The organism is Streptomyces sp. NPDC002754, assembly GCF_053592315.1.
Window position 1 is genome coordinate 148105 of record NZ_JBSFVM010000006.1, and the last position, 25578, is coordinate 173682.

Consider the following 25578-nt stretch of genomic DNA (forward strand, 5'->3'; position numbering starts at 1 on the left):
CTTCTCAGCTCTTGTGGGTTCCATGAATTCATACGGGGCGCGCTCACGCCTCCCAAACGGCGGCGGCCGTCCTGTCGTCCGCGTATCCCTTCACCCGGACCTGGGCGTCCGCGAGGAACGTGGCGAGGCCCGGCGGATCGGCGTCCGCCCACCTGTTCGCCAGGTGGCGGGCGAGGTCCGGCTCGCCGCGGAGCGGTTCGGCGAGGCCCGGTGAGCACAGCAGCAGCGTGTCCCCCGGTCGGGCTACGGAGGCGCGGAACCGGAAGGCGTCGCGCGTGGCGTCCGCGCTGTGCGGGCCCGCTCCGGAACCCGGGGACGGTGGGGTCGCGGGCTCGTAGGGGCTCGGGGGCGTCGTGATGTCGAGGTCCATCGTGAGCCGGTCGCCGTCCGGGGTCTCGGCGGGCTGCGAGGAACCGAAGCCGACGACGGGTGCGCCGGCCTGTTCCGGGACGCTCGGCTCTATGTCCCGCCACTCCCCGTCCCGGAGCCGGAAGAGTCCGCCGCCGCCCGCGCCGAAGAACACGCGGGTGCGGCATGCCGGGTCGGCGGGCAGCAGCAGGCAGCGCAGCGTGGCCGCGTACTCCTCCGGGTCGAGGCCCTGTTCCGTGGCGCCGGCCCGCAGTTTGCCGAGGCTGCGGTCGGTGAGCCGGTGCAGCCCGGACTTCAGGTCGCCGCGCCGGCCCGCCCGGACGTCCTCCGCGAGCCGCGCGTGGCTCAGCCCCACCGCCCGCCCGATCCACTCGCAGACCTCGGCGGCGGCCCGGTGCGCGCCGGGTGTGGCGCGGGCGCCGGTGGCCATGGCGACGAGGATCAGCGCGCCCGTCCCGCTCCCGAACCGCGCGGTGAGCAGGCTGTCGCGCCGCGGCTCCCCCCGGTACCGCGCGGAATCCCCCCGCACGGACACGGCCCTCAGGGTCGAACCCCCGCACCGCGCACCGTCGAGCACGGTGTCCGGGACCAGTCCCTCGAGCTCCTCGGGATCAGCCAACGGCAAGGCGGTGGGCTCCGCCTCATACGTGGGCGGCCCGTCCCCTACATATCCGACACGAACCGCCTCCGGCAGGGGCGGGGGCGTGTCCGGCGGGGGCGGAGGGCCCGGTGGCCGCCGGGGCGCGGGGGGCGTGGCGTCCTCGACCGGTTCCGCCTGGGGCGCTTCCGCCGGAGGGGCGTCGGGATCGGCTCGTGGCTTGTCCGGCGGGGGTGGCGCAGCTTCCGCCGGGGGCGACGGTGGTGTGCCCGCGACATCCCAGACGCGCCCCGTCTCCGGGTACACGGCGTGGCCGGCCTCCGGCGGGACCGGCGGATCGTCGACGCCCCGAGGCCCCGGCAGGGGCGGGGGCTCCGGAGGGCCCGGCTCGGGGCCAACGGCGTCGGGCGCGGGGGCGGTCGCCGGGCGCGGAGGCGCGAGCGCTTCGGCTGAGGTGAAGCGGTCGTCCAGGGTGTCCGGGGCCGGGGCCGGCCCGGTGTCCCCGGCCGCCTCGTCGTCGTACAACTTCCCCCACCAGTCGTCCCCTTGGGCCGGGTGACCGGTGGGCCTCTCCCCCTGCTGGCTCATGCCCTCATTGTCCACGGCACGGGCCGTACGAAAACGGGGCATCGGGAAAAGCCCACCGAAATGGGCCCGCCGGACGGCCCCACCCCCCACGGGAGGACCGCCCGGCGGACCGGATCGGGTGAGCGTACGAACTCACGCACGTCGTACGGCCGCACCGCACTCCCCAGCAGGCGCGCGGATGAATATGGGCCAAAGGCCGCATTCCCAGCGGGTGTTGGTGCTGCGGTGGCGCCACATTGGCAGAGTGACGGCCGGTACAGGGAAGATGGGAGCGGCGGGAATGTGCCGTGGCTGTTTCCCGCCACGGGGGAGGTGTTGGAACGGTTCACTGGGGAGGGGATCGCCGCATGCTGCACGCGATAGGTCTGGACGAGGGGCACGAGGCGGCGTACCGGGCGCTCGTCGCGGTGGGCGCGGCCGACGTCCCCGACCTGGCACGTCGGCTCACCCGCGCCGAGCACGAGACCGAGCACGCGCTGCGCCGCCTGGAGCAGCACGGGCTCGCAGCCCAGTCTTCGGCGCGCCCCGGGCGCTGGGTGGCGGCGCCGCCCGGGGTCGCGCTCGGCGCGCTGCTCACGCAGCGGCGGCACGAGCTGGACGAGGCGGAGCTGGCGGCGGCCCGGCTCGCCGCGGAGTTCCGGGCGCAGGCCACCGAGCCTGCCGCGCACGACCTGGTCGAGGTGGTGACAGGGGCGGCGGCCGCGGCCCAGCGGTTCCTGCAGATCCAACTGGGCGCGACCAAGGAGGTGTGCGCCCTCGTCACCGGCACCCCGATCGCCGTGTCCGCCACGGACAACGACGCGGAGGAGCAGGCCGTCAGCCGGGGCGTCGGCTACCGCGTCGTCCTCGAACGCGAGGTGCTCACCATGTCGGCAGGCCTGACCGAGCTGTCGGCGGCGATCGGCCGGAACGAGCAGGTACGGGTCGTGGACCGGGTGCCGACGAAGCTGGTGATCGCCGACCGGACGCTCGCCATGGTGCCGCTGACCCGGCACGCCGCCGAACCCGCCGCCCTGGTGGTGCACGCGAGCGGGCTGCTCGAAACGCTGAACGGACTCTTCGAGGCCGTGTGGCGGCAGGCGCTGCCGCTGCGCCTCGGGGCGGCGGGCACGGTGGAGGAGGTCGGCACGGAGGGCCCCGACGGCGTCGACCTGGAGATCCTCTCGCTGCTGCTCGCCGGTCTGACGGATGCGAGCGTGGCCAAGCAGCTGGACCTGGGGCTGAGGACGGTGCAGCGTCGAGTGAAACGGCTGATGGAACTGGCGGGCGTGACCACGCGGCTGCAGCTCGGGTGGCATGCGTACGAACGGGGCTGGGTGGCCCGCTGAACCCTCTCGCGGGCCGGTGGGTCCGGTTGATGTCCAGTTGGCTCGATGAGCCCCCATGAGGACTCCGTTGACCTGCGCTTTCGCCGCACTTGGGGGACCCTGTGCACATGGGAGCGTGGGAACTCCTCCTGGTCGGTGCCGTGATGGCGCTGGGCCTGTGCGGGGTGCTGGTGCCGGGCGTACCCGGATCATGGCTCGTGTGGGCCGCGGTCGCCGTGTGGGCGCTGCGGGACCCGAACGGGCTCACCTGGGGTGTCCTCGTCGGCGCCACCGTCGTCCTGCTGGCCTCCCTTGTACTGCGCTGGCAGCTGCCACCGCGCCGCCTCCGGCAGGCGGGCGCGACCCGCCGCCTGGAGTTCTGGGCGGGCGCGGGCGCGGTGATCGGGTTCTGCGTGGTGCCGGTGGTCGGGGCGGTGCCGGGGTACATGGGCGGGATCTACGTATCGGAGCGGCTGCGGCTCGGGAGCCACGGGGACGCGCTCGTGTCGACGCGTGTCGCCATGCGGGCGGGCGGCTCCAACGTGCTGGTGGAGCTGTTCGCGTGCCTGCTGATCGTCGGGGCCTGGCTGGGCTCCGTGATCTGGGGCTGAGATCTGGGGGCCGAGATCTGGGGGCCGAGTCACTCATTTTGCCGAACGGTTACCCTCGGGAGTTCGTCCACGCTGGAGAGACCGACCTCGCATGCACTCCCTGAACCTGGCCGCTCCGGCGGAGCCCACCGGCGGCCTGGCCGGCTGGGCGGCCGACCTCATCGGCACGCTCGGCGGCCCCGGCGCCGGACTGCTGATCGCCCTGGAGAACCTGTTCCCGCCGCTGCCGAGCGAGGTAATCCTGCCGCTCACCGGCTTCGCCGCGAGCATGGGCTCGATCACGCTCGTCTCGGCCGTCGTGTGGACGACGCTCGGCTCGGTGGCCGGCGCGGCGGTCCTCCACTGGGTCGGCCGGGTCATCGGCCGTGAGCGGATGTACGCGCTGTGGGGCCGGATTCCGCTGGTGAAGGTCTCCGATCTGGAGCGCACGGAGGCGTGGTTCCAGCGGCACGGCACGAAGGCGGTGCTGCTCGGCAGAATGGTGCCGGTCTTCCGCAGCCTCATCTCGATCCCGGCGGGCGTGGAGCGGATGCGCCTGCCGGCGTTCCTCACGCTCACCGCGATCGGCTCGCTGGCCTGGAACGCGGTCCTGATCCTGGCCGGGTACTGGCTGGGCGATCAGTGGGATCTCGTGGAGGGGTACGTCGGGGTGCTCTCGAAGGTGGTGCTGGGGGCGGCGGTGATCGCGCTCGGGGCGTATGTGATCGTGCGGTGGCGGAGCCGCACGAAGCGCGACGCGTAGCGCTTCGCGCAGGGACGGGTGAGGGGGATGTCGGCGTGAGGGAACTGTCCGCTGCGGGGCCGGTGCGACTGTGGCTGGTGGAGACGGCGGAGGACGCGTCCGGCGCGGACGTGACGGCGGTGCCCGACGTGCTCGACACCGAGGAGGTGCGGCGTGCCGCGGCCTTTCACTTCGACCGGCACCGCGTGCGTTACGTCGCCGCGCATCTCGCGCTCCGCCGCATCCTGGGCGACCGGCTCGGCCGCGCCCCCGGCGACGTACGGTTCACGCGTCTGCCCTGCCCCGGCTGCGGCGGCCCTCACGGCCGCCCGGCCCTCTCCGACGCCCCCGACCTGCACTTCTCCCTCTCCCACAGCGGGGACCTCGCCCTGGTGACGCTGGCGCCCGCGCCGGTTGGCGCCGACGTGGAGGAGCTGCCTTCGGCCGAGGTCGCCGAGGAGCTCACGGCGGTGCTGCACCCACGCGAACGCGCGGAGCTGGCGACGCTCGCGGGGCCCGGGGAGCGCCGGCTCGCCGTGGCCCGCGCCTGGGTCCGCAAGGAGGCCTACCTGAAGGGGCTCGGCACGGGCTTGTCGCGCGGTACCGACCGCGACTACGTGGGCACGAGGGCCGACTCCCCCGGCGCACCGGACGGCTGGTCACTGCGCGACGTGCCGATGCCCGAGGGGTACACGGCGGCGGTGGCGCTCGGCCCGGAGGCGTAGGCCTGTCCCTGTCGCTCATGGCTCATGGCTCAGAGCTCAGAGGGAACCCTCCAGCGTCAGCAGCTCGACCTTGCGTTCCAAGCCGCCCGCGTACCCGGTCAGTGCGCCGTTCGCGCCGATCACCCGGTGGCATGGGCGCACGATCAGCAGCGGGTTGGCGCCGATCGCGCCGCCGACGGCCCGGACGGCGGCGCGCGAGGCACCGATGCGGGCGGCCACTTCGCCGTACGTGGTGGTGGCCCCGTACGGCACGTCGTCGAGCGCGTCCCAGACCCGCCGCCGGAACTCGGTGCCCTCAGGCTTCAACTCCAGCTCGAATTCCTTGAGTTCACCGGCGAAGTACGCGGCGAGCTGCCGCTCAACCGCGGCGAACCGGGCGGGTTCGTGCACCCATCCCTCACCAACGACCCGGCCACCCTTCTGTTCGGGTACGGAGAGGGAGGTGAGAGCGCCGGACGAGTCGGCGGTGAGCAGCAACTCGCCGAGGGGGCTGGGCAGGGTCGTGTAGTAGGTCGTGCCGGTCTCGCGGGTCGTGCGGTGTCCTGTGTTCACAACTGTCCTTCTACGATGAGGTGTTGGCGCGCGTACGAGCGCCAGGGGCGCCACGCGTCATCGGTCATGGAGTCGTCGGGCACGGCCACGTCCGGGTCGCCCAGGGCCCGCAGGCGGATCAGGGCGGCGGTGCGCGCGGGCATGCCGGGCAGCGCGCGCAGCGCCGCTTCGGCGTCGTCCCGGTCGGCGCCCGGGTCGAGACGGAGCGCACCGGAGTCCAGTGCGCGGGCGAGCGCGCCGAGCGTGCCCGGCTCGTCGGCCAGCTCCCCCGGCGCGGGGAACAGCCGGTCGACGCTGCCACTGGGCGCGTCGAGCCGCTTGCCGTACCGCTCGACGAGCCGCACGGCCTCCGCGGGCCCCGCGACCAGGCGCAACGCCAGTTCGTCGGGGTCGGCGGCGCCGGGCGAGCGCAGCCCCGACCGGGCGGCGACCAGTGGTGCGAGCCGCGGGTCGAGGGCGAGCCGCTCGTCGATCGCGTACGGATCGGCGTCGAGGTCGAAGAGGCGGCGCAGGCGGCCGACGGCGGTGGTCAGATCGCGCAGATCGGTCAGCTGGAGGCGCGCGTCCAGCCAGCCGCCCCGGTGCTCGGCCTGCGCGCCGGGCTGGTCGTGCGTGGTCTCGTCGACGCGTACGACACCGGTGCCGTACGGGAGCCGAAGTGCGCGCCGGAAGGTGCGCGCGCCGGGCCGCCCGGCCAACTCCTCGACTCCGTCGAGGAGTTCGGAGGCCAGCAGGTCGAAGACGGGACCGGACTGATAGGCGCCGCGGTGGGCGAGGCGCAGCGGGATGCCGGCGGCGGGAGCGACGGCGCGGCGCTTGTCCGGCGCCTCGGCGCGGAGCTGCGTGGGGGTGCGGGCGTACACCTCGCGGATCGTGTCGTTGAACTGCCTCACGCTCGCGAACCCCGCCGCGAACGCGATCTCCGTGACCGGCAGCGGGGTCGTCTGCAGCAGGACGCGCGCGGTGTGGGCGCGCTGGGCGCGGGCGAGGGCGACCGGGCCCGCGCCCAGCTCGGCGGTGAGCTGGCGCTGCACCTGGCGTGCGCTGTAGCCGAGCCTGGTGGCGAGCCCGCCGACGCCCTCACGGTCGACGATGCCGTCGCCGATGAGCCGCATCGCACGGCCCACGACGTCGGCGCGCACGTTCCAGTCGGCCGAGCCCGGCACCGCGTCGGGGCGGCAGCGGCGGCAGGCCCGGAAGCCCGAGCCCTGGGCCGCGGCGGCCGTGGCGTAGTAGCGGACGTTGTGCCGCTTCGGGGTGACCGCGGGGCAGCTCGGCCGGCAGTAGATCCCGGTGGTCTCCACGGCGAAGAAGAACTCCCCGTCGAACCGCGCGTCGCGGCTGCGGACGGCTTCGTAGCGCGTGTCTTCATCGGTCATCACCCCATAAGTGTGCCGTGGCGCTCACCGCTGGGCTAGCGGGATTCGGACGCCACGTTAAGCCCCTGCGGCGATTGAGCAGCGGGGTCCGGGGCAGAGCCCCGGGACCGCAACCCCGGGGCAGGCCGAACGAGCTACCGGACACGCCCCCGTTTCGCCTCCATCGCGGCGCGGCCCTCGGCCCCCCTCCGCTTCCACACCTTCCGCACGTCCGCCCGCAACCTCGCATCCGTCCGCGCCGCGAGCCGCTCGTTCTCGCGCAGGAGCTTGCGGTAGCTGTCCAGGCGCCGCTCGTGCAGCGACCCGTCCTCCAGCGCCGCCAGCACCGCACAGCCGGGCTCGACCGTGTGCGCGCAGTCGTGGAACCGGCAGTCCTCCGCCAGCGCCGCGATCTCCGCGAAGACCTGTCCGACGCCGCCCTCGGCGTCGTACAGGCCGACCCCGCGCAGCCCCGGCGTATCGATGAGGACGCCGCCGCCCGGCAGGGCGAACAGGTTGCGGGTGGTCGTGGTGTGGCGGCCCTTGCCGTCCATGTCGCGGACGGCCTTCACGTCCATCACGTCCGCCCCCATCAGCGCGTTGGCCAGCGTCGACTTCCCGGCGCCGGACTGGCCGAGCAGCACGGACGTGCCGTCGGCGACGACCGCCCGCAGCACCTCCGTACCGTCCCCGTCGAGCGCGCTGACGGGCAGCACCTGCACGCCGGGCGCGGTCGTCTCGACGTCGGACACGAGATACGACAGGCCGACCGGGTCCGGCAGGAGATCGGCCTTGGTGAGGACGACCAGGGGTTGCGCACCCGATTCCCAGGCCAGGGCGAGGAACCGTTCGATCCGCCCGAGGTCGAGCTCGGCCGCGAGGGAGACCGCGATGATCGCGTGGTCCACGTTCGCGGCGAGGATCTGCCCCTCGGACCGCTTGGAGGAGGTGGAGCGCACGAAGGCGGTCCGGCGCGGCAGATACGCCTGTACGTAGCGGGGGTCGGCCCCGGCCGGGTCGACGGCGGCCCAGTCGCCGGTGCAGATGACCTTCATGGGGTCGCGGGGCACGACGTACTCGGTGTCGGCGTGCACGACCCCTTCCGGTGTGACGAGGTCGCACCGCCCGCGGTCGACGCGCAGCACCCGGCCGGGCACGAGGCCGCGGTCGGCGAAGGACGCGAACGTGTCCGCCCAGCCGGCGTCCCAGCCGTACGCGTCGAGAGCGGAGGTGGTGGAGCGAGGAGATGGAGAAGACGGAGAAGACAAGGGGTGACCCTTCAAAGGGTGGCCCCGGCACAGGAAATACAGAAAAGAAGAGTGCGGTCAGCCGGTGGCCACAGAGGTGGACTTGATGAACTTCCGGATGCGGGCAGCGCCCATCTCAACGACAGCCATCGGTCGACACCTCCTCGATCACGCACTCGGCGCACACTCGGCGCGGACTCCACGGTGGCAGCGGCCACCCCGACACGGACGACGATAACCACAGCCCCCATGCACCCGCCACCGGTTTTTCACGTGGTCGGCCCCGGTGTCGGTGGACGGCACACACATCGAGCACGCACCATGACACGGTGTCACTTCCCCACCAGCCTCAGCAGCCCGAAGATTCCGAGCAGGCCCAACAGACGCCCCTGCCGCGACACATGGTCGTGTGCGGTGACGACGCGCTGGCCGAGCGGCTCGGCACCGAACTGCGCGAGCTGTACCGCACCCAGGTCACCATCGTCGTACCGTCGACGCGCACCGCGGACGAACCCGCGCGGGCCGGCGGCCGGATCCGGGCCGCCGCGCTGCTGGGCCGGGTGCAGGCCGCGATGGGCCGGCTGACGCCGTCGGAGGACGACTCGCTCGCCGGCCAGGCGCCACGCGTCATGGAGGCCGCGGTACTCAGCGAGGACGCGTTGATGGAGGCGGGGGTGGCGCGGGCGGACGCGCTGGCCCTGGTGCACGACGACGACGAGACCAATATCCGCGCCGCGCTCGCGGCCCGCCGCCTCAACCCCCGCCTGCGGCTCGTCATCCGGCTCTTCGACCGGAAGCTCGGCCAGCACCTGGCCCAGCTCCTCGACCAGGCCGCCACGCTCGCGCAGCCGGACCTCGCCGCGGAGTCCCTCGACACGTCCACCACCATCCTGTCCGACGCCGACACGGCCGCGCCCGCACTCGCCGCGACCGCGGTGGCGGGCACCGGCAAGGTCGTGCAGGCGGACGGGCTGCTGCTGCGCGCGGTCGAGCGCGCGCCGCGCGGCCGGGGCCTGGCCCCCGCCACCCCCGGCCTGTGCACGCTCGCGATCCTCTCCTCGTCGAACAACGACCCTTCGGACACGGAGGGCTCGGACACCTCGGGCCAGGAGGAGCCGGTCCTGCTGCCGGACGACCAGGAGATCGCGGCCGCGGTAGGGCGTGGCAGCGTCGTCCTCGACACCGTCACACCGGCGGAGCCCGGGCTGCCCCCGCGGCGCCTCGCCGCGCGGGCGCTGCCGCTCGGCTCGCTGTTCTCGCGCCGGGTGCGCTGGTCGATGGCCGTGCTCGCGGTCTGCGTGCTCGGTCTCGCGCTCGCCACCTGGGCGACGACCGAGTCGAACGCGCTGCGGGCCGGCTATCTCACCATGCTCGACCTGTTCGCCATCGACGATCCGGCGATCGGGGAGCCCGCGGCCCGGCAGATCATCCAACTCCTCACCGGCTTCGCCGGGTTGCTGCTGCTGCCCGTTCTCATGGCCGCCGTCCTGGAGGCGATGGGCACCTTCCGTACCGCCTCCGCACTGCGCCGGCCGCCGCGCGGCCTGTCCGGGCACGTCGTCCTGCTCGGCCTCGGCAAGATCGGCACCCGCGTCCTGGCGAGGCTGCACGAACTGGGCGTGCCCGTCGTGTGCGTGGAGGAGAACCCGGAGGCCCGCGGCGTCGCCCTCGCCCGCCGGCTGCGCGTGCCGACGGTCATCGGCGACGTACGCGACGAGGGTGTCCTGGAGGCCGCCAAGGTGTCCAGGTCGCGCGCCTTCCTCGCCCTCACCAGCCTCGACACCACCAACCTGGAGGCCGCGCTCTACGCCCGCTCGGTCAAGCCGAACCTCCAGGTGAGCCTGCGCCTGTACGACGACGCGTTCGCCACGGCCGTCTACCGCACGCTGCGCGCCGCCCACCCGCGCGCCCTCACCCGCAGCCGCAGCGTCACGACCCTCGCGGCGCCGGCCTTCGCGGGGGCGATGATGGGCCGTCAGGTGCTCGGCGCGATCCCGGTCGAGCGCCGCGTGCTGCTGTTCGCCGCGCTGGACGTGGCGGGCCATCCGCACCTGGAGGGGCGTACGGTCGCCGCGTCGTTCCGGGCCGGCGCCTGGCGCGTGGTCGCCGTCGACTCCACCGCGCCGGACGAGCGGCGGCCCCACCGCGCGGCCGATCCGGCGGGGGACCGCGAGGAGCGGGAGCCGGGACTCGTCTGGAAGCTGGACCCCGGCTACGTACTTCGGCCGACCGACCGGGTCGTTCTCGCCGCCACGCGCCGTGGTCTCGCCGAGCTCCTGGCCTCGCAGGCCTCGTACCCCGCGTATGCCTCGCGGCCATGAGCCGCCGTTCGGCCTCCCGGAGGGCCGAACGACCCGGTCCGCCGGGCTCGCTCCCGCAGTACGCTCACCCTAGTATCCGTTTCAGACGTTTCATCCGCCTATGTCCCATACGGCAATACAGGGAAGGGGCTCGCCCGTGACCAGTGGCCTCAACGCCGACACCGTCGGTCCGGTGGACGTCGCCGTGCTCGCCTTCGACGGCAACCACTTCAGCGGCGATGTCGCGCCCGCGCTGCGGGATCTGCAGAAGGACGGGACCGTACGGATCCTCGACCTGTGCTTCATCCGGAAGGCGGCCGACGGGTCCGTCGATGTCGTCGAGCTCGGCGACCCCGAGGTCACCGAGCTGTTCCAGCAGGTCGCCGACGTACGGTTCGACCTGCTCAGCGACGAGGATCTGAAGGCGGTCTCCGACAACCTTCCGGCCTCGTCCTCCGCGCTCGTCCTGGCCTGGGAAAACACCTGGGCCGCCCGCCTCGGCACGGCCGTGCGCGACTCGAACGGACAGGTGCTGATGCTCGAGCGGATCCCGAGGGAGACGGTCGACGAGGCCATCGAAGCCCTCGCCACGGCCTGACGACACACTTACGCGAGAGAACGAAGAGGACGGTCAGCATGCCGCAACGATTCGGACGGCCCGGACTCCTTGGCACCATCGCCCGCACGGCGGTCATCTCCGGTACCGCGTCGGCGGTGTCGGGGCGGGTGAACCGCAGAATGGCCGATCGTGACATGCGTCGCGAGATGGACGCGCAGGTGGCGCCGCCGGTTGCCGGTGGCACGGATCGGGTTTCGCAGCTTCAGGCGCTCGCCGAGTTGCGGGCCCAGGGGCTCCTCACGGAGGCGGAGTTCGCGGCGGAGAAGGCACGCGTCCTCAACGGTTGAGCGCCGTTGCGGCCGCCCGCGCCTACGCCTCGGGGCTCCGCCCCGGACCCCGCTGCTCAATCGACGCAGAGACTTAAAAGAGGCGCCTCAACCGCCGGCAGGGCTTAAACGACGCGCCTCAACCGCCGGCGGGGCTTGATGGATCAAGCCCCGCCGGCGATTGGTTTTCCCAGCCCCGCCGGCGTTTGAGGCGCGGGGTCCGGGGCGAAGCCCCGGCCTTGTGAGCCCCGGTGCAGCGCACCGTCCCGGACCGCCCCCACCACGCCCCCGGTGAATCAGCCCCGTAGCGCCGACGCGAAGATGGCCGGGAGCTTCGTCGCGGAGGGGGACGTCGTGTAGGCCGTGAGGCGCTTCATCGTCGTGAGGCCCGTGCGGTTCGTGACGTAGAACGGGGGGCGCGGGGACAGGGACGGGGAGCCGGTGAAGAGGCCGCGCGGGGACGGGGCGAACGGGGCCCGCACCACCGTCTTCTCGATGTCCTCCAGCATGAACGCGTTGTGCACGAAGCCGATGCCGCTGCCGATGTCCTTAGGCGTGTTGCCGGGATACGCGCCCCACGGCGTGTAGCCGAGGAGGAAGCCGAAGGCCGACCAGACGTTGACGCCCAGCGTGCCGTAGCGCAGCGCGGCGATCGCGTCGGCGACCGCGCCGGAGTGGGCGCGCTCCGTCTTCGGGTGGACGAGCAGCGTGGCGCCCAGGGTGCCGGGGAGCTTGTCGTTGGCGAACTCCGTGGCGGCGGCCAGGAAGTGCGGCGCGTCGGCGCCCGGGAGACGGATCACGCCGAGCGTGCTCGCGAACACCTCGTCCGTGATCAGGACGTCGTCCATGCCCTCGATCTCCGGGACGAGGACGCGGCACGAGTCGTCGATACCGAGCTTCTCCGCCCCCGGGTGGGCGGCCGTGACCTTGGCGACGCGGTCGGCCGCGCCCGGGTAGTAGTCGGGCCGCGGCGGCAGTTCGGCAAGGACCTTGCGGACCTCGGCGAGCAGCTTCTCCGTGCCGTCCCACTCGCGGGGCACGACGAGGACCTGCGTGGCGATGCAGTTGTGGCCCGAGTTGTTGAGCTTGCTGGTGACGATGTTCTCGGCCTGGAAGCGGAAGTCGGCGTCGCTCCACGGGCCGGGCGTCACGATGCAGGGGCTGACGCCGCCGAGCTCGCTGGTGAACGGCTTGTCGTTGAGCGGGGCGTCCTCGGCGCGGCGCTGCTCGGCCTGCTCGTCCACGCCCCACACGATCGCGTCGTGGGTGCGCTCGCTGCCGGTGACGTGGATGGTGTCGATGTCCTCGTGCCCGGTGAGGTACGCGCCCTCGGCGGCGCCGCCGTCGACGAAGCGGACCCAGCCGCGGTCCACGTACTCGGCGAAGACCTTCTCGAAGTGCGGGCGCAGATACGCGTTGACGGGGTTCATCTTGGCGATGACGACCTCGCCCTCCGCGTACAGCTTCTGGAGGATGTCGAGCGGGGTGATCGACGCGACGTTGCCCGCGCCGAGCACCAGGGAGACGGTCGGCCCGGCCTGCCGGCCCCGGTACTCCCCCGCGGCGCGGTCCAGGACCTGCTCGCGGGTGATGCCCGGCAGCGTCCACACCTGCGCGGTGAAGCCGTTGAGCAACAGCCGGTCGGAGGTGAGGGTGGGGAAGACGTCGACGACGGTGCGGCCCTCGTGGCTGCGCACCGACTTGGGGTCGACCGGCTCCTGTCCGGCGGCGATGCGGCGCAGGACGTGCAGGTACGCCGTGATCGTCTGGGCGAGGGCCCACGGCGCGGTGATCCAGTCCTCGGCGGCCCACTCGGAGGTCTCGGCGTAGCCCTTGGCGGCGGACGCGTCGGCGACCATCGCGGCGGCGCCCTCGGAGATCCGCGGGAGCGTCCGCTCCAGTAGCGCGATGCGCTCGGCCAGGGGCGTCGCGGTCCAGGACGGTGCGTGCTCGCGCAGGTCGCGGACGGCCTGGTCCAGCGGTGAGGTGTCGAGTGCTGCTGCGGCGCTCACGGTCAACTCCTTGGAAACGCGGGGGGAATGGTGGGGGGCGTGCCGTCGATCATGTCATCCACGGGTAACCCCCGGTAAGGGAAGGCTGCGTGACGAATGGTCAGCCGGTCAACCGTGCACGGTCGCGCTCCGGATCGACCAGGGCGAAGGCGAGCACGGCGCCGATCGCGACGAGGACACCGGTCACGAGCACGGCGTGCTGGTAGCCGGCGTCGCCCTGCGCGTCGACGAGGGCGCCGACGGCGGCGGGCGCGAGGAGCCCGGACACCGTGACGAGGGCGTTCATGAGGCCCAGGGCGCCACCGCTGCGGGCGGCCGGGGCGAGTTCGGCGACGGTGGTCGCGGCCACGGTGGCGTACGAGCCGCTGAAGCCGAAGCCGAGGGCGACGAGCACGGTCTGCGCGGGCACCGAGTCGACGAACGGCGTCAGGAGGCAGCAGACGGCGCCGATCGCGAGCATGCATCCGCCGACCCAGCCACGGGCCCTCTTGCTGACGACACCGCGCCGCATCAGCCGCCCGGTGAGCGCGGCCTGCCCGAGCAGGACCACGGCGCCGACGGCCCAGGGCAGGACGACCAGCCTGCCCGCGGTGGACGCCGAGTAGTCCAGCGCGTTGCGCAGGTAGGACGGCATCCACACCAGCATCAGCGCCACGGACCAGTAGCTCATGAAGTACGCGAGGGTGCTGCCGATCCACGTACGGCTGGCGAAGATCTTCCGGTACGGGACCGTGGGCGCGGAGTCGTCACGGTCGCCGGCGGCCTTCGTGGTCGCCCTGGCGCGGGCCCGCGGGCTGTCCGCGCCGAACAGCGCCCACAGCGCCGCCCACACCACGCCGATCGCGGCGAGCACCCACAGAGCCGCGCGCCAGCCGTGGTTCTGGATCACCCAGGACAGGCCCGGCGCGGAGATGATCACGCCGAGCGTGATGCCGATGGTGAGCAGCGCGCTGGGCAGGTTCCGCTTGTCGTTCGGGAACCAGGAGAGCGTGGCCTGCTGGGCGACGGGGAAGGCCGGGCCCTCCGCGGCGCCCAGGAACACCCGCGAGCCGATCAGTACGGCGAGTCCCCCGCCGACGGCCGCGGGCACCTGCGCCACCGACCAGAGCACGGCCATCACCAGGAGCAGCAGCTTCGGTGACACCCGGTCCGCCGCCATTCCCACGACGATCGCGGCGACGGAGAAGAGCAGGAAGAAGGCGCTGTTCGCGAGCCCGAACCGGGTGGCGCTCAGGTGCAGATCGGCGCGGATCTCGTCGGCGGCGAGGCCGAGCACGGACTTGTCCGCGAAGTTGACCATCATGAAGACCACGAGGAGCGCGGTCACCGTCCACGCGCGGCGGCTCTCGCGCCGGGCCGGGTCAAGTCCCGTGCCGCGCACGGCGGGTGCGGTGGTCACGAGAGCGGTACCCCTGCGATGGCGATGCGCTCCATGACGCGCTTGGCCGGGAAGTAGTCGTTGACCGCGTAGTGCTGGACGGCGATGTTGTCCCAGATCGCGATCGAGTCCGGCGCCCAGTTGAAGCGGATCTGGAACTCGGGGATGCGCGCCTGGAGCACGAGGATGTCGAGGAGTTCGCGGTTCTCCTCCTCGGACAGGCCCTTGATGTACCGGGTGAACGGTTCGTTCACGTACAGGGTCTTGCGGCCGCTGCGCGGGTGGCGCACGACGACGGGGTGCTCGACCTGCGGCCAGTTGGCGCGGAACGCGGCCTTCTGCTCGTCGTTCATGAGCGCGCCCCAGCTGGCCTCCCAGTCGTGGACCGCGGTGAGGTTCTCGATCCGCTCCTTGAGGTCGTCGGGGAGGTTGTCGTACGCGGCGCCCATGTCGCACCACATGGTGTCGCCGCCCGCTGCGGGCACCTCGATGGCGCGGAGTACGGCGCCGAGCGAGGGGTTGACCATGAACGAGTGGTCGCTGTGCCAGATGTTCTTGTTGCCGGCGGCCTTGGCGTCCTTGGCGAGCCGGGACAGGCCCACGGTCTCCGTCTTCGGGAAGAACGGGTTGGGCTCGGGCTCGCCCCAGACGGCCGAGAGGGCGAGGTGGTTCTCGGAGTCGAAGCCGGCCTGCCCCCGGAAGAAGATCACCTTCCATTCGAGGAGGGCCTGGCGCAGTTCCTCGGCGAGCTCCTCGGTGATCGGCCTCGTCAAATCGACGCCGCTGAGCACGGCTCCGAAGTGCGGGGTGAGCGGGTTGACCTCGAAGTGCTTGTAGTCCGCCTGCTCCGCGCCGGGCGCGAGGCGGTCCAGGACGCGGCGCCCGTAGTGCATCAGGGGCTTGTCCAGGATCGGCTTGGGGTTCTCGACGGGGGCCGTCGCGACGTCGTGCATGGGGGGTCCTCCCAACAGCGAACGCTATTACGTAACCGGCAGTATCGATATTGAATCGCGCCGGGGCAAGGGGTCCGCAAGGGATATGACCGAGGGTCAGTGGACGGTTACACGCCCCTCACGGCCGGACGTCGACCGCGCGGCCGATCAGGTCCACCACGGAATCGACCAGCTCCTTCTCCGGCGGCCGCTGCTCGGCGACGAGCCGGAAGACGAGGGACGACGCGATGAGGGTCGTGACATCGGCGATCGGGACGTCGGGCCGTACGTCGCCGCGCGCGATGCCGCGCTCCAGCAGGTGCCGCGTCTCGCTCGTCACCCGCGTCACGTACGCCCGGAACGCCTCGCGCCCCGCGCCCGCCTCCGCCGCCGCGCCGATCACTCCGGCGAGCAGCCGGCCGACACCGGGCTGCCGGTAGGCACGCACACGTTCCATGAGGACCGCGCGCAGTTCGGCCGTGAAGTCCCCCATGTCGGGCACCGTCAGCGTCCCTACGCGGGACTCGGCGGCGGCGATGATCAGGTCCTGCTTGGTGGGCCAGCGGCGGTACATGGCCGGTTTGCTCACCCCCGCGCGGGTCGCGACGGCGTCCATGGTCAGCGCGCCCATGCCCTCCTCCGCCACCAGCTCGACGACAGCCTGGAGCACGGCGTTGGTGACGTGCTCCTGGCGCGGCCGGCCCGGCCCCCTGCGCGCTTGCTGTGCCTGCTCATCGGCCATGCCGAGACCCTACAGGCGCGCAGCTCAGGCCAGTTCGGCCCGCAGCACGTGCTTGGTGATCTTCCCGGAGGGAGTACGCGGAAGGGCGTCGCGCAGGATCAGCTCGCGCGGCACCTTGTAGCGGGCGATCCGCTCCTCCAGCCACCCCCGCATCCCCGCCAGGTCGGTCCCGGCGCCCTCGCGCGGGACGACGAAGGCCACCACCGTCTCGCCCCACTGCGGGTGCGGCCGGCCGACGACGGCGACGTCGAGCACGTCCGGGTGCCCCCGCAGCGCGCCCTCGACCTCCTGCGACGCGACGTTCTCGCCGCCGGTGACGATCACGTCCTTCATCCGGTCGACGAGCGTGACATAGCCGTCCTCGTCGATCCGGCCCAGGTCACCGCTGCGGTACCAGTCACCGGCGAACACCTCGGCGGTGGCTTCCTCATCGTCCAGGTAGCCGAGCATGCGGGTGTCGGTGCGCAGCCAGATCTCGCCGCTCCCGCCGGGCTCCGCGTCGTGTCCGTCGGGGCGTACGACGCGCAGGTCCACGCCCGGCATGCCGCCGCGCCCGATCGCACCCGCCTTGTCCGCGTGCTCGTACGGGTGGAGCGAGGCGCCGGCGGGCCCGGTCTCGCTCATCCCGTACACCTGCTGGAAGTTCTCCGTGCCGTACGCCTTCATCAGGCGGCGCACGGTGTCCGCGTCGAGCGGGCCCGCGCCGTAGAGCCAGGCGCGGACGGACGACACGTCGTAGTCGGCGTGGTCCGGGACCGTCTGGAGCGGGGCGATGAGCGCGATGGGTGCGCCGAACAGTGCGGTGATCCGCTCTCGCTGGATGACTTCGAGCATGCCGCGCGGCTCGTACTCGCGCTGGAGCACGACGGTGCCGCCCGCGAACAGGGTGCCGAGCGTCATGTTGTTGAGCGGCGCCGCGTGCCAGATCGGCATGCAGATCAGAAAGCGCTCGTCACCGCGCATCGACATCGTCGCCGCGGAGTACGCGGCGGTCAGGGCGGCGGTGCGGTGCGAGTGGACGCAGCCCTTGGGCGTGCCGGAGGTGCCGGACGTGTAGAGGATCTCCGCCACGTCCCCGTCGGGGCGGTCCTGTGCCTCGTACGGTTCGGCGGCCGCGACGAGCGCCTCGAAGGCGTCGGCCGGGAGCGCTTCGGCCGGGGCGTCCGGGTGGCTGGTCAGCCAGCGCACGCCCGGGTCTGCGGCGGTGGCGCGCTCGCCGATCTCCGCGTCGACGAGCGCGAGGCGCGCCCCGCAGTGCTTCAGCTGGCGCCCCACTTCGGCGGTCTGCAGCTTGTGGTTGAACGGTACGAGGGTGGCCCCGAGACTCCAGGCACCGAAGGCGGCGAAGAGGAACGCCGGGGTGTTGTACGTCATCACGGCGAGGCGGTCGCCGGGGCCGAGGCCGGCCTCGCGCAGCGCGGTCGCGGCGCGACGGGCGGCGTCGGCGAACTCCCGGTAGTTCCAACGCTGTTCGCGGTAGACGACGGCTTCCTTCGTGCCGCCCGAGCGAACAGCGCTGTCCAGCAGGGCACTGAGGTGCATTCACGTTCTCCTGACGAGCCTTGCCGACGAAACCGGCATGGAACCGGTGCGGAACCGACCATGGCGGCAAACTCTGAATGATGGTTCACTGCTTGCATGGCCTACCGCAAGACCCCCGCCGAAATCCGTCGCCTGGAGACAGCGCGCGAGCACCTGGTCGCGTGCGCCACCTCCGTCGTCGCCGAGGTGGGCTGGGCGCAGGCGTCCGTGACGGCGGTCGCCGACGCCGCCGGGATCGCGGCCGGCTCGGTCTACCAGCACTTTCCGTCGAAGGCGGCGCTCGCGGTCGAGGTGTTCCGGCGGGCCGCGGCGCGGGAGGTGACCGTGATCGGCGAGGTGCTTCAGGGGGACGGTGACCCGGTGCTGCGGCTGCGGCGCGGGGTGGAGGTGTTCGCCCGGCGCGCCCTGGAGAACCGCGGCCTCGCCTACGCGCTGCTCGCCGCGCCCGCCGATCCGAAGGTCGGCGCCGAGCGGCTCGACTACCGGCGCCGCTACCACGCCCTGTTCGCCGAAGTGGTGCACGAGGGCATGGTGGCGGGCCTGCTGCCGAAGCAGGACGGTGCGATCACCGCGGCCGCGCTCACCGGCGCGATCGGCGAGGTGCTCGTCGATCCGCTCGCCGCCCACGACGAGGCCGCCACCGGCGAGCTGCTCGCCGAACTCACCGCCATGGCGCTGCGCTGCGCGGGCGCACCGGCCGCCTGACCCTTTCGTTCGTCCGAGACTTCTACGGAGGCACGCACCATGCACTCGAACCCCACCGTGACGCACGAAGTGACCAACCAGGCACCGCCGTTGACCGGTCACGACGCCGCCGACGACCCGGTACTCCTGGAGGGCGTACGCCGCGAGGGCGCCGAGTGGCACATCGACGAGCTGCACCGCTTCGGCCGCTACGCGGGCAGCGAGGAGGCCCGCCTCTGGGCCGACCAGGCCAACCGGCACGAGCCCGAGCTGCGCACGCACGACCGCTACGGCAACCGTGTCGACGAGGTGGACTTCCACCCCTCGTACCACTCACTGATGCGCGCCACGGTGGCCGCGGGCGCGGCGGGTTCCGCCTGGGCGGACGAGCGGCCGGGCGCGCACGTGGCCCGCGCGGGCACCTTCATGCTCGCCACGATGCTGGAGCAGGGCCACATGTGCCCTGTCTCCATGACGTACGCGGTGGTGCCCGCGCTGCGCCGCACGCCCGAACTCGCCAAGTTGTACGAGCCGTTGCTCACGAGCACCGTCTACGAGCCCGGGCTCCGCGCCCCCGCCGACAAGCGCGGCCTGCTCGCCGGGATGGGTATGACGGAGAAGCAGGGCGGCACGGACGTCCGCGCGAACACGACGGCCGCGGTCGAGCAGTCGGACGGCACGTGGCGCCTGCGCGGCCACAAGTGGTTCACGTCGGCACCGATGAACGACGTGTTCCTGGTGCTCGCGCAGGCGCCGGGCGGGTTGTCGTGCTTCCTGGTTCCGCGTGTGCTGCCGGACGGGTCGCGCAACACGTTCCGTATCCAGCGCCTGAAGGACAAGCTCGGCAACCGGTCGAACGCGTCCAGCGAGCCGGAGTTCGACGACACGGTGGCCTGGCTCGTCGGGGACGAGGGCAAGGGTGTGCGCACCATCATCGACATGGTGACGATGACGCGCCTCGACTGCGTCCTCGGCTCCGCGGCGCACGTGCGCGAGTCGCTGGCGCAGGCCGCGCACCACAGCCGCCACCGTTCGGTGTTCGGCGCGAAGCTGATCGACCAGCCGCTGATGCGCAACGTCCTCGCGGACCTGGCCCTGGAGTCGGAGGCCGCGACGACGCTCGGGCTGCGGTTGGCCGGTGCGGCGGACCGGGCACAGCGGGGGGACGCGGGTGAGCGGGCCTTCCTCCGCCTGGCCACGGCGGTCGGCAAGTACTGGGTGTGCAAGCGGCAGCCCGTGGCGGTCGCGGAGGCCCTGGAATGCCTCGGTGGCAACGGTTATGACGAGGCGTCAGGGATGCCGCGCCTGTACCGGGAGGCCCCGCTCAACGGGATCTGGGAGGGCTCCGGGAACGTCAACGCGCTCGACATGCTGCGGGCGTTGACCCGCGAGCCGGAGTCCCTGGAGGCGTTCCGCGCGGAGCTCGAGGCGGCGTCCGGCGCGGACGCCCGTCTGGATGCCGCGTGGCGTGGGCTCCAGGACGAGTTGGGCTCGCCCGAGGACGCGCAGTTGCGGGCGCGGCGGGTGATCGAGCGGGCGGCGCTCGTTCTTCAGGGCTCGCTCCTCGTGCGGCACGCGCCCTCGGCGGTGGCCGACGCGTTCTGCGCGAGCCGGCTGGCCGGCGACCGGGGCCTGGCCTTCGGAACGCTGCCGCCTTCGGCGGACTTCGCGGCGATCCTGGACCGGTTGCCCGCGTGACACCCGTCCGGTTGCGCCCCACGGCCCCCACGCCACGGGGCTCCGCCCCGGACCCCGCGCCTCAATCGCCGGCGGGGCTATTCATGGTCGCCGCAGGGGCTATTTATAGCCCCTGCGGCGATTGAGCAGACGGCCCACCGGCCCGACGCCTCGGGGCTCCGCCCCGGACCCCGCTGCTCAATCGCCGCAGGGGCTTGAAAGATGCAGCTCAATCGCCGCAGGGGCTTGATGGGCCGAGCCAGATCAAGCCCCGCCGGCGATTGAGGCGCGGGGTCCGGGGCGGAGCCCCGAGGCCTAAGCACGGGAGTGGTGGGTCTCCGTCAGAGCGCGGAGCGATTTGGCGTCGCGGATGGCGGAGGACTTGGCCATGCCGGGCTGGATGCCCATCGCGGCCATGCTGGTGCCGTCCGCGAGGTCGAGGAAGACCCAGGGGTCACCGGGCCGCAGGTTGACCTTGACGATCTCCGCCCAGGAGAGGCGGCGGCTGCGCGCCACGTTGACCACCGTGACGCCCTCGGCGTCGGCGTCGATCCTGGGCCGCGCGAGCAGCCACAGCACGCCCCAGAACAGCGCACCGGTGAAGACGAAGCTGCCCTTCTCCCCCGGGCTCAGGCCACCGAGCAGCAGCGCGACGATCGTGATCACCACGAAGGACGCGGCGCCGAGCGTGTGCAGCACGGCGCGGGTGCGGCCGGGACGGAAGGTGACGGGCAGGCTGGGCTGGTCGGGCATGGCGGACGTCCTCAGAGGCGGCAGGCGTGGATGGCCGTGGTGAGGATGGCCCGCGCGCCGAGGGCGTACAGGTCGTCCATGATCCGCTGCGCGCCCTTCGACGGGACCATGGCGCGCACCGCGACCCAGCCCTCGTTGTGGAGAGGGGAGACGGTCGGGGACTCCAGGCCGGGGGTGAGGGCGACCGCCTTCTCCAGGTGCTCGGCGCGGCAGTCGTAGTCCATCATCACGTACGTCCGGGCGACGAGGACGCCCTGGAGGCGGCGCAGGAACTGGTCGACCTTCGAGTCGGCCGACTCGTCCGCGGACGCGCCCTTGTGGCGGATCACGCAGGCCTCGGAGCGCATGATCGGCTCGCCGAAGACCTCGAGGCCGGCGTTGCGCAGCGAGGTCCCCGTCTCGACGACGTCGGCGATCGCGTCGGCGACGCCGAGCTCGATGGCGGTCTCGACGGCGCCGTCGAGGTGCACGACGTTGGCCTCCACGCCGCGCTCGGCGAGGTACTTGGCGACGATGCCCTCGTACGACGTGGCGATCGTCCGGCCCGCGAGGTCCGCGAGGTCCTTGACGGCGCCGGGCCGCGAGGCGAAGCGGAACGTGGAGCGGGCGAAGCCGAGCGGCAGGATCGTCTCGGCCTCGGCGCCGGAGTCGATCAGCAGGTCCTCGCCGGTGATGCCGATGTCGAGCTTGCCCGAGGACACGTAGATCGCGATGTCCTTGGGGCGCAGGTAGAAGAACTCGACCTCGTTGTCCGGGTCGACCGTGACGAGTTCCTTGGACTCCTTGCGCTGCCGGTATCCGGCCTCATGCAGCATGTCCGACGCAGGCCCTGAGAGTGAACCCTTGTTGGGGACGGCGATGCGCAGCATGAGGTCGGATTCCTTTGCGTAAGGGGTGAGTTGCGGATGGGGAGGCGGGTACGCGGGCCTAGAGGTGCGCGTACACGTCGTCGAGGGAGATGCCGCGCGCGACCATCATCACTTGGACGTGGTAGAGGAGCTGCGAGATCTCCTCGGCTGCGGCGTCGTCGCTCTCGTACTCGGCGGCCATCCAGACTTCGGCGGCCTCCTCGACGACCTTCTTGCCGATGGCATGGACGCCCTTGCCGACCAGTTCAGCGGTGCGGGAAGTGGCGGGGTCGCCGGTGGCTGCCTTGTGCTGGAGCTCGGTGAAGAGCTCCTCGAACGTCTTATTGGACATGGTGGCGTCTACTTTACGCGTCCCGATCCGCCCGTCAGCGCCAGGGCTCGGCGATCGTACGCAGCGTGGTCGCGGTGGCGACGGCGGCGGTGACCGCCTCGTGCCCCTTGTCCTCGCTGGAGCCCTCGATGCCGGCGCGGTCGAGCGCCTGCTCCTCGGTGTCGCAGGTCAGGACGCCGAAGCCGACGGGGACGCCGGTGTCGATGGTGACCTGCGTGAGCCCGTTGGTCACGCCCTGGCAGACGTACTCGAAGTGCGGGGTGCCGCCGCGGATGACGACGCCGAGCGCGACGATCGCGTCGTAGCCGCGGCCCGCGAGGACCTTGGCGACGACCGGCAGCTCGAAGCTGCCGGGGACGCGCAGGACGGTGGGCTCGCTGATGCCCAGCTCGTTCAGGGCGCGCAGGGCGCCGTCCACGAGTCCGGTCATGACCTGCTCGTGCCACTGGGCCGCGATGACGGCCACGCGCAGGTCGCCGCAGTTCTTCACGCTCAGTTCGGGTGCACCCTTGCCGCTCACGCGCTTCTCCTCGTACGTATGTAACTGAAAACAGATGGCTTACTGGTTGTTGCAGGCGGACGTCCGCGGGGCGTCCAGCCAGGGCAGGTCGTGGCCCATGCGGTCCCGCTTGGTGCGCAGGTAGCGCAGGTTGTGCTCGCCCGCCGTGACAGGCATCGGCTCCCGCTCGGCGACCTTGAGGCCGTGGCGGGTGAGGGCCTCGGTCTTGTCGGGGTTGTTGGTCATCAGGCGCAGGCTGCGCACCCCGAGGTCGCCGAGGATCTGGGCGCCCGCCGCGTAGTCGCGGGCGTCGGCGGGCAGGCCGAGTTCCAGGTTGGCGTCGAGGGTGTCGCGGCCCTGCTCCTGGAGCTCGTACGCGCGCAGCTTGGAGACGAGGCCGATGCCGCGGCCCTCGTGTCCGCGGAGGTAGACGACGACGCCGCGGCCCTCCTCGACGATGCGGCGCATGGATTCCTCCAGCTGGGGGCCGCAGTCGCAGCGCAGCGAGTGGAACACGTCGCCGGTCAGGCACTCGGAGTGGATCCGGGCGAGGACCTCCTCGCCGTCGCCGAGCTCGCCGTGCACGAGGGCGACGTGCTCGACGCCGTCGACCGTGGAGCGGTAGCCGTAGGCCGTGAAATCGCCGAAGGCGGTGGGGAGTTGGACGGTCGCCTCGCGCTTGACCGTGGGCTCGGAGGTGCGGCGGTAGTCGATCAGGTCCTTGATGGAGATGATCGTCAGGCCGTGCCTGCGGGCGAACGGGACCAGCTCGGGCAGGCGCAGCATCACGCCGTTCTCACCCGCGATCTCGACGATGGCGCCGGCGGGGCGCAGGCCCGCGAGCCGGGCGAGGTCGACGGCGGCCTCGGTGTGACCGTCACGGACCAGGACGCCGCCCTCTTTGGCGCGCAGCGGGAAGATGTGGCCTGGGCGGACGAAGTCGCCGGGCTCGCTGTTGCCCGAGGAGAGGAGGCGGAGGGTGGCCGCGCGGTCGGCCGCCGAGATGCCGGTGGTCACGCCGTGCGCGCCGGAGGCGTCGACGGAGACGGTGAACGCGGTCTGCATCGACTCCGTGTTGTTGCCGACCATCTGCGGCAGTTCGAGCCGGTCGAGCTCGGCGCCCTCCATGGGGGCGCAGATCAGGCCGCGGCACTCGCTCATCATGAAGGCGACGATCTCGGGCGTGATCTTCTCGGCGGCGACGACGAGGTCGCCCTCGTTCTCCCGGTCCTCGTCGTCGACGACCACGACGGGGCGTCCTGCGGCGATGTCGCGGATGGCCATCTCGACCGGGTCGAGGCTCAGGTCCTCGGCCTCGTACAGGTTCGGTGCCGTGCTCATGCGCGAGCTCCTTCCAGCGCGGTGGCGGGGGCGGCGGCGCGGGAGCGCAGCCACCAGTCGCGCATGCCCCACAGGACGAGCGCGCCGTAGATGACGTAGACGAAGCCGGAGAAGGCGAAGCCGTTGGCGAAGTTCAGGGGGACGCCGACGAGGTCGACGAGCAGCCAGGCGAACCAGAACTCGACCATGCCGCGGGCCTGGGCGTACATGGCGACGACGGTGCCGACGAAGATGTACGCGTCGGGCCAGGGGTCCCAGGACAGCGAGGGGATCGCGGTGAACAGGCCGCCCACGGCGAGCGTGCCGACGGCCGCGGCGCCCACAAGGTAGCCGCGCTCGCGCCAGGTGGCGAAGCGGACGGCGATGGAGCCGTCCTGCGCCTGGCCCTTGCCCCGGTTCCACTGCCACCAGCCGTACAGGGCCACGACGATGACGACGAGCTGCTTGCCCGCGCTGCCCGAGAGGTGGGCAGTGGCGAAGGCAGTGAGGAGGATCGCGCCGGATATCAGCTGGGCGGGCCAGGTCCATATGGAGCGGCGCCAGCCGAGTGCGAGGGCGATGAGGCCGATCGTGTTGCCGATCATGTCGGACCAGAGGATGTGCTGGCCGAAGATCGTGAACGCCTCGGTGTTGAGCCAGCTCACTTGTCCGCCTCCCGCGTACCGAGCATCCGCTCCACGTACTTCGCGATGACGTCGACCTCGAGGTTGACGGGGTCGCCGGCCTGCTTCGGGCCGAGCGTGGTCAGGGCGAGCGTGGTCGGGATGAGGCTGATGGTGAAGTGGTCGGCGCCCGCGTCGACGACCGTCAGGCTCACGCCGTCGACCGTGATCGAGCCCTTCTCGACGACGTACTTGGACAGCTCGGCGGGCAGCGAGATCTTGACGATCTCCCAGTGCTCGGAGGGGGTGCGCTCCACGATGGTGCCCACCCCGTCGACGTGGCCCTGCACGACATGCCCGCCGAAGCGGCCGTCGGCGATCATCGGCCGTTCGAGGTTGACGCGGGAGCCGGGGGCGAGCGCGCCGAGGCTGGAGCGCTTGAGGGTCTCGGCCATGACGTCGGCGGTGAACTCGGCGCCCTCGTGCTCGACGACGGTCAGGCACACGCCGTTGACCGCGATGGAGTCGCCGTGTTTCGCGCCTTCGGTGACGACGGGGCCGCGGACGCGGAAGCGACACGCGTCGACCGGGCTGCCGAGCGTCTCGACGGCGGTGATCTCGCCCAGCTCTTCGACGATTCCGGTGAACACTTCCGGGTCCTCCCTTTACGGGCCTGGACTCCGGGGCACTGTCGTTCGACGACGACAGAGCGTACGGACTGCGACACCTGTGGCGACGCCGCGTTCGACACCGGTCCCCTTGCGGGACCGCTGAAACAGCCGGCGACGCGCACTCACGTGCCCGCCCGCCGCGCACTGCCTCCCATCCGGACTTTAACCGTCGGTCCAGGAATTTCACCTGGTCAACCGGCCACAAGATCGTGACCGGGTCGCGGACTGTAACCGCCGGTTCGGACTTTCACCGACCCCGGAGTGCGCTGCTTCTGGTACACGGC

Annotated in this window: 25 protein-coding genes and 1 riboswitch; of the genes, 9 read left to right on the forward strand and 16 right to left on the reverse strand. The window is 72.2% G+C overall.

The window, feature by feature from the left end; genetic code table 11:
* Positions 1 to 43: 43 nt before the first annotated feature.
* Positions 44 to 1555, reverse strand: coding sequence for a protein phosphatase 2C domain-containing protein (locus ACWD2L_RS16235; RefSeq protein ID WP_351344169.1), 1512 nt, complete (start codon positions 1553 to 1555; stop codon positions 44 to 46).
* Between the two features lie 347 nt (positions 1556 to 1902).
* Here ACWD2L_RS16235 and ACWD2L_RS16240 point away from each other — a divergent pair, with 347 nt between their 5' ends.
* From ACWD2L_RS16240 to ACWD2L_RS16255, 4 genes are all read left to right on the forward strand, one after another.
* Positions 1903 to 2883 (forward strand): helix-turn-helix transcriptional regulator, encoded by a 981-nt coding sequence (locus ACWD2L_RS16240; RefSeq protein ID WP_351344167.1) that lies wholly within the window; start codon positions 1903 to 1905, stop codon positions 2881 to 2883.
* Between the two features lie 107 nt (positions 2884 to 2990).
* Positions 2991 to 3473: a DUF456 domain-containing protein gene (locus ACWD2L_RS16245; RefSeq protein ID WP_351344164.1), complete on the forward strand. Its 483-nt coding sequence runs from the start codon at positions 2991 to 2993 to the stop codon at positions 3471 to 3473.
* A 91-nt stretch (positions 3474 to 3564) separates the two neighbouring features.
* Entirely contained in the window at positions 3565 to 4215 is a 651-nt protein-coding gene (locus ACWD2L_RS16250) for a DedA family protein (protein WP_351344161.1), read from the forward strand.
* A gap of 35 nt (positions 4216 to 4250) precedes the next feature.
* Positions 4251 to 4919 carry a 4'-phosphopantetheinyl transferase family protein gene (locus ACWD2L_RS16255; protein ID WP_351344158.1) on the forward strand — a complete coding sequence of 223 codons (669 nt, stop codon included), beginning with the start codon at positions 4251 to 4253 and terminating at the stop codon, positions 4917 to 4919.
* Positions 4920 to 4955: 36 nt separating this feature from the next.
* On the opposite strand, the gene ACWD2L_RS16260 is transcribed toward ACWD2L_RS16255, so the two are convergent.
* The 3 genes from ACWD2L_RS16260 to rsgA form a co-directional block, all read right to left on the reverse strand.
* Positions 4956 to 5471, reverse strand: a complete 516-nt coding sequence (locus ACWD2L_RS16260) for a methylated-DNA--[protein]-cysteine S-methyltransferase (protein WP_351344155.1) — start codon at positions 5469 to 5471, stop codon at positions 4956 to 4958.
* Positions 5468 to 6850 (reverse strand): Ada metal-binding domain-containing protein, encoded by a 1383-nt coding sequence (locus ACWD2L_RS16265; RefSeq protein ID WP_451189903.1) that lies wholly within the window; start codon positions 6848 to 6850, stop codon positions 5468 to 5470. Before ACWD2L_RS16265 ends, ACWD2L_RS16260 begins: the two co-directional genes overlap by 4 nt.
* A 134-nt stretch (positions 6851 to 6984) precedes the next feature.
* Entirely contained in the window at positions 6985 to 8097 is a 1113-nt protein-coding gene (gene rsgA, locus ACWD2L_RS16270) for a ribosome small subunit-dependent GTPase A (protein ID WP_351345816.1), read from the reverse strand.
* Between the two features lie 380 nt (positions 8098 to 8477).
* On the opposite strand from rsgA, the gene ACWD2L_RS16275 reads away from it, so the two are divergent.
* From ACWD2L_RS16275 to ACWD2L_RS16285, 3 genes are all read left to right on the forward strand, one after another.
* The gene (locus ACWD2L_RS16275; protein ID WP_351345822.1) at positions 8478 to 10397 is read left to right on the forward strand and encodes a potassium channel family protein; all 1920 of its coding nucleotides are present in this window, start codon (positions 8478 to 8480) and stop codon (positions 10395 to 10397) included.
* Between the two features lie 136 nt (positions 10398 to 10533).
* A complete protein-coding gene (locus tag ACWD2L_RS16280; RefSeq protein ID WP_351345813.1) occupies positions 10534 to 10974 on the forward strand; it encodes a DUF6325 family protein in 441 nt (146 codons plus the stop codon).
* Positions 10975 to 11012: 38 nt separating this feature from the next.
* A complete protein-coding gene (locus ACWD2L_RS16285; RefSeq protein WP_351345810.1) occupies positions 11013 to 11282 on the forward strand; it encodes an SHOCT domain-containing protein in 270 nt (89 codons plus the stop codon).
* 275 nt (positions 11283 to 11557) lie between these two features.
* Here the strand turns inward: ACWD2L_RS16285 and ACWD2L_RS16290 are convergent, their stop codons facing one another.
* The 5 genes from ACWD2L_RS16290 to ACWD2L_RS16310 form a co-directional block, all read right to left on the reverse strand.
* The gene (locus ACWD2L_RS16290) at positions 11558 to 13273 is read right to left on the reverse strand and encodes an aldehyde dehydrogenase family protein (protein ID WP_351345433.1); all 1716 of its coding nucleotides are present in this window, start codon (positions 13271 to 13273) and stop codon (positions 11558 to 11560) included.
* A 100-nt stretch (positions 13274 to 13373) separates the two neighbouring features.
* Positions 13374 to 14672 (reverse strand): MFS transporter, encoded by a 1299-nt coding sequence (locus ACWD2L_RS16295; RefSeq protein ID WP_351345430.1) that lies wholly within the window; start codon positions 14670 to 14672, stop codon positions 13374 to 13376.
* Positions 14669 to 15604, reverse strand: coding sequence for a TauD/TfdA dioxygenase family protein (locus ACWD2L_RS16300; protein WP_351345427.1), 936 nt, complete (start codon positions 15602 to 15604; stop codon positions 14669 to 14671). Before ACWD2L_RS16300 ends, ACWD2L_RS16295 begins: the two co-directional genes overlap by 4 nt.
* Before the next feature lie 118 nt (positions 15605 to 15722).
* Complete coding sequence (locus tag ACWD2L_RS16305; protein WP_351345424.1) at positions 15723 to 16325, reverse strand: TetR/AcrR family transcriptional regulator; 603 nt, start codon at positions 16323 to 16325, stop codon at positions 15723 to 15725.
* A 24-nt stretch (positions 16326 to 16349) separates the two neighbouring features.
* Positions 16350 to 17867 (reverse strand): class I adenylate-forming enzyme family protein, encoded by a 1518-nt coding sequence (locus tag ACWD2L_RS16310; protein ID WP_351345421.1) that lies wholly within the window; start codon positions 17865 to 17867, stop codon positions 16350 to 16352.
* Positions 17868 to 17963: 96 nt separating this feature from the next.
* Here ACWD2L_RS16310 and ACWD2L_RS16315 point away from each other — a divergent pair, with 96 nt between their 5' ends.
* On the forward strand, positions 17964 to 18572 hold the full coding sequence (locus tag ACWD2L_RS16315; RefSeq protein WP_351345418.1) for a TetR/AcrR family transcriptional regulator: 609 nt from the start codon (positions 17964 to 17966) through the stop codon (positions 18570 to 18572).
* Positions 18573 to 18611: 39 nt separating this feature from the next.
* Positions 18612 to 20249, forward strand: a complete 1638-nt coding sequence (locus ACWD2L_RS16320; RefSeq protein WP_351345415.1) for an acyl-CoA dehydrogenase family protein — start codon at positions 18612 to 18614, stop codon at positions 20247 to 20249.
* Between the two features lie 294 nt (positions 20250 to 20543).
* On the opposite strand, the gene ACWD2L_RS16325 is transcribed toward ACWD2L_RS16320, so the two are convergent.
* From ACWD2L_RS16325 to ACWD2L_RS16355, 7 genes are read right to left on the reverse strand one after another with little or no spacing between them, the layout of a single operon-like run.
* Entirely contained in the window at positions 20544 to 20981 is a 438-nt protein-coding gene (locus ACWD2L_RS16325) for a PH domain-containing protein (RefSeq protein ID WP_351345663.1), read from the reverse strand.
* Positions 20982 to 20992: 11 nt separating this feature from the next.
* On the reverse strand, positions 20993 to 21850 hold the full coding sequence (gene hisG, locus ACWD2L_RS16330; RefSeq protein WP_351345660.1) for an ATP phosphoribosyltransferase: 858 nt from the start codon (positions 21848 to 21850) through the stop codon (positions 20993 to 20995).
* 58 nt (positions 21851 to 21908) lie between these two features.
* A complete protein-coding gene (locus ACWD2L_RS16335; RefSeq protein ID WP_351345657.1) occupies positions 21909 to 22181 on the reverse strand; it encodes a phosphoribosyl-ATP diphosphatase in 273 nt (90 codons plus the stop codon).
* Between the two features lie 34 nt (positions 22182 to 22215).
* Complete coding sequence (gene ribH / locus ACWD2L_RS16340) at positions 22216 to 22701, reverse strand: 6,7-dimethyl-8-ribityllumazine synthase (RefSeq protein ID WP_351345654.1); 486 nt, start codon at positions 22699 to 22701, stop codon at positions 22216 to 22218.
* Between the two features lie 39 nt (positions 22702 to 22740).
* Positions 22741 to 24021 carry a bifunctional 3,4-dihydroxy-2-butanone-4-phosphate synthase/GTP cyclohydrolase II gene (locus tag ACWD2L_RS16345; RefSeq protein ID WP_351345651.1) on the reverse strand — a complete coding sequence of 427 codons (1281 nt, stop codon included), beginning with the start codon at positions 24019 to 24021 and terminating at the stop codon, positions 22741 to 22743.
* Positions 24018 to 24665 (reverse strand): nicotinamide mononucleotide transporter family protein, encoded by a 648-nt coding sequence (locus tag ACWD2L_RS16350; protein WP_351345648.1) that lies wholly within the window; start codon positions 24663 to 24665, stop codon positions 24018 to 24020. The genes ACWD2L_RS16345 and ACWD2L_RS16350 overlap by 4 nt, the downstream gene beginning before the upstream one ends.
* On the reverse strand, positions 24662 to 25273 hold the full coding sequence (locus tag ACWD2L_RS16355; RefSeq protein WP_351345645.1) for a riboflavin synthase: 612 nt from the start codon (positions 25271 to 25273) through the stop codon (positions 24662 to 24664). Before ACWD2L_RS16355 ends, ACWD2L_RS16350 begins: the two co-directional genes overlap by 4 nt.
* Before the next feature lie 158 nt (positions 25274 to 25431).
* A riboswitch (FMN riboswitch) is annotated at positions 25432 to 25563 on the reverse strand.
* Positions 25564 to 25578 lie beyond the last annotated feature (15 nt).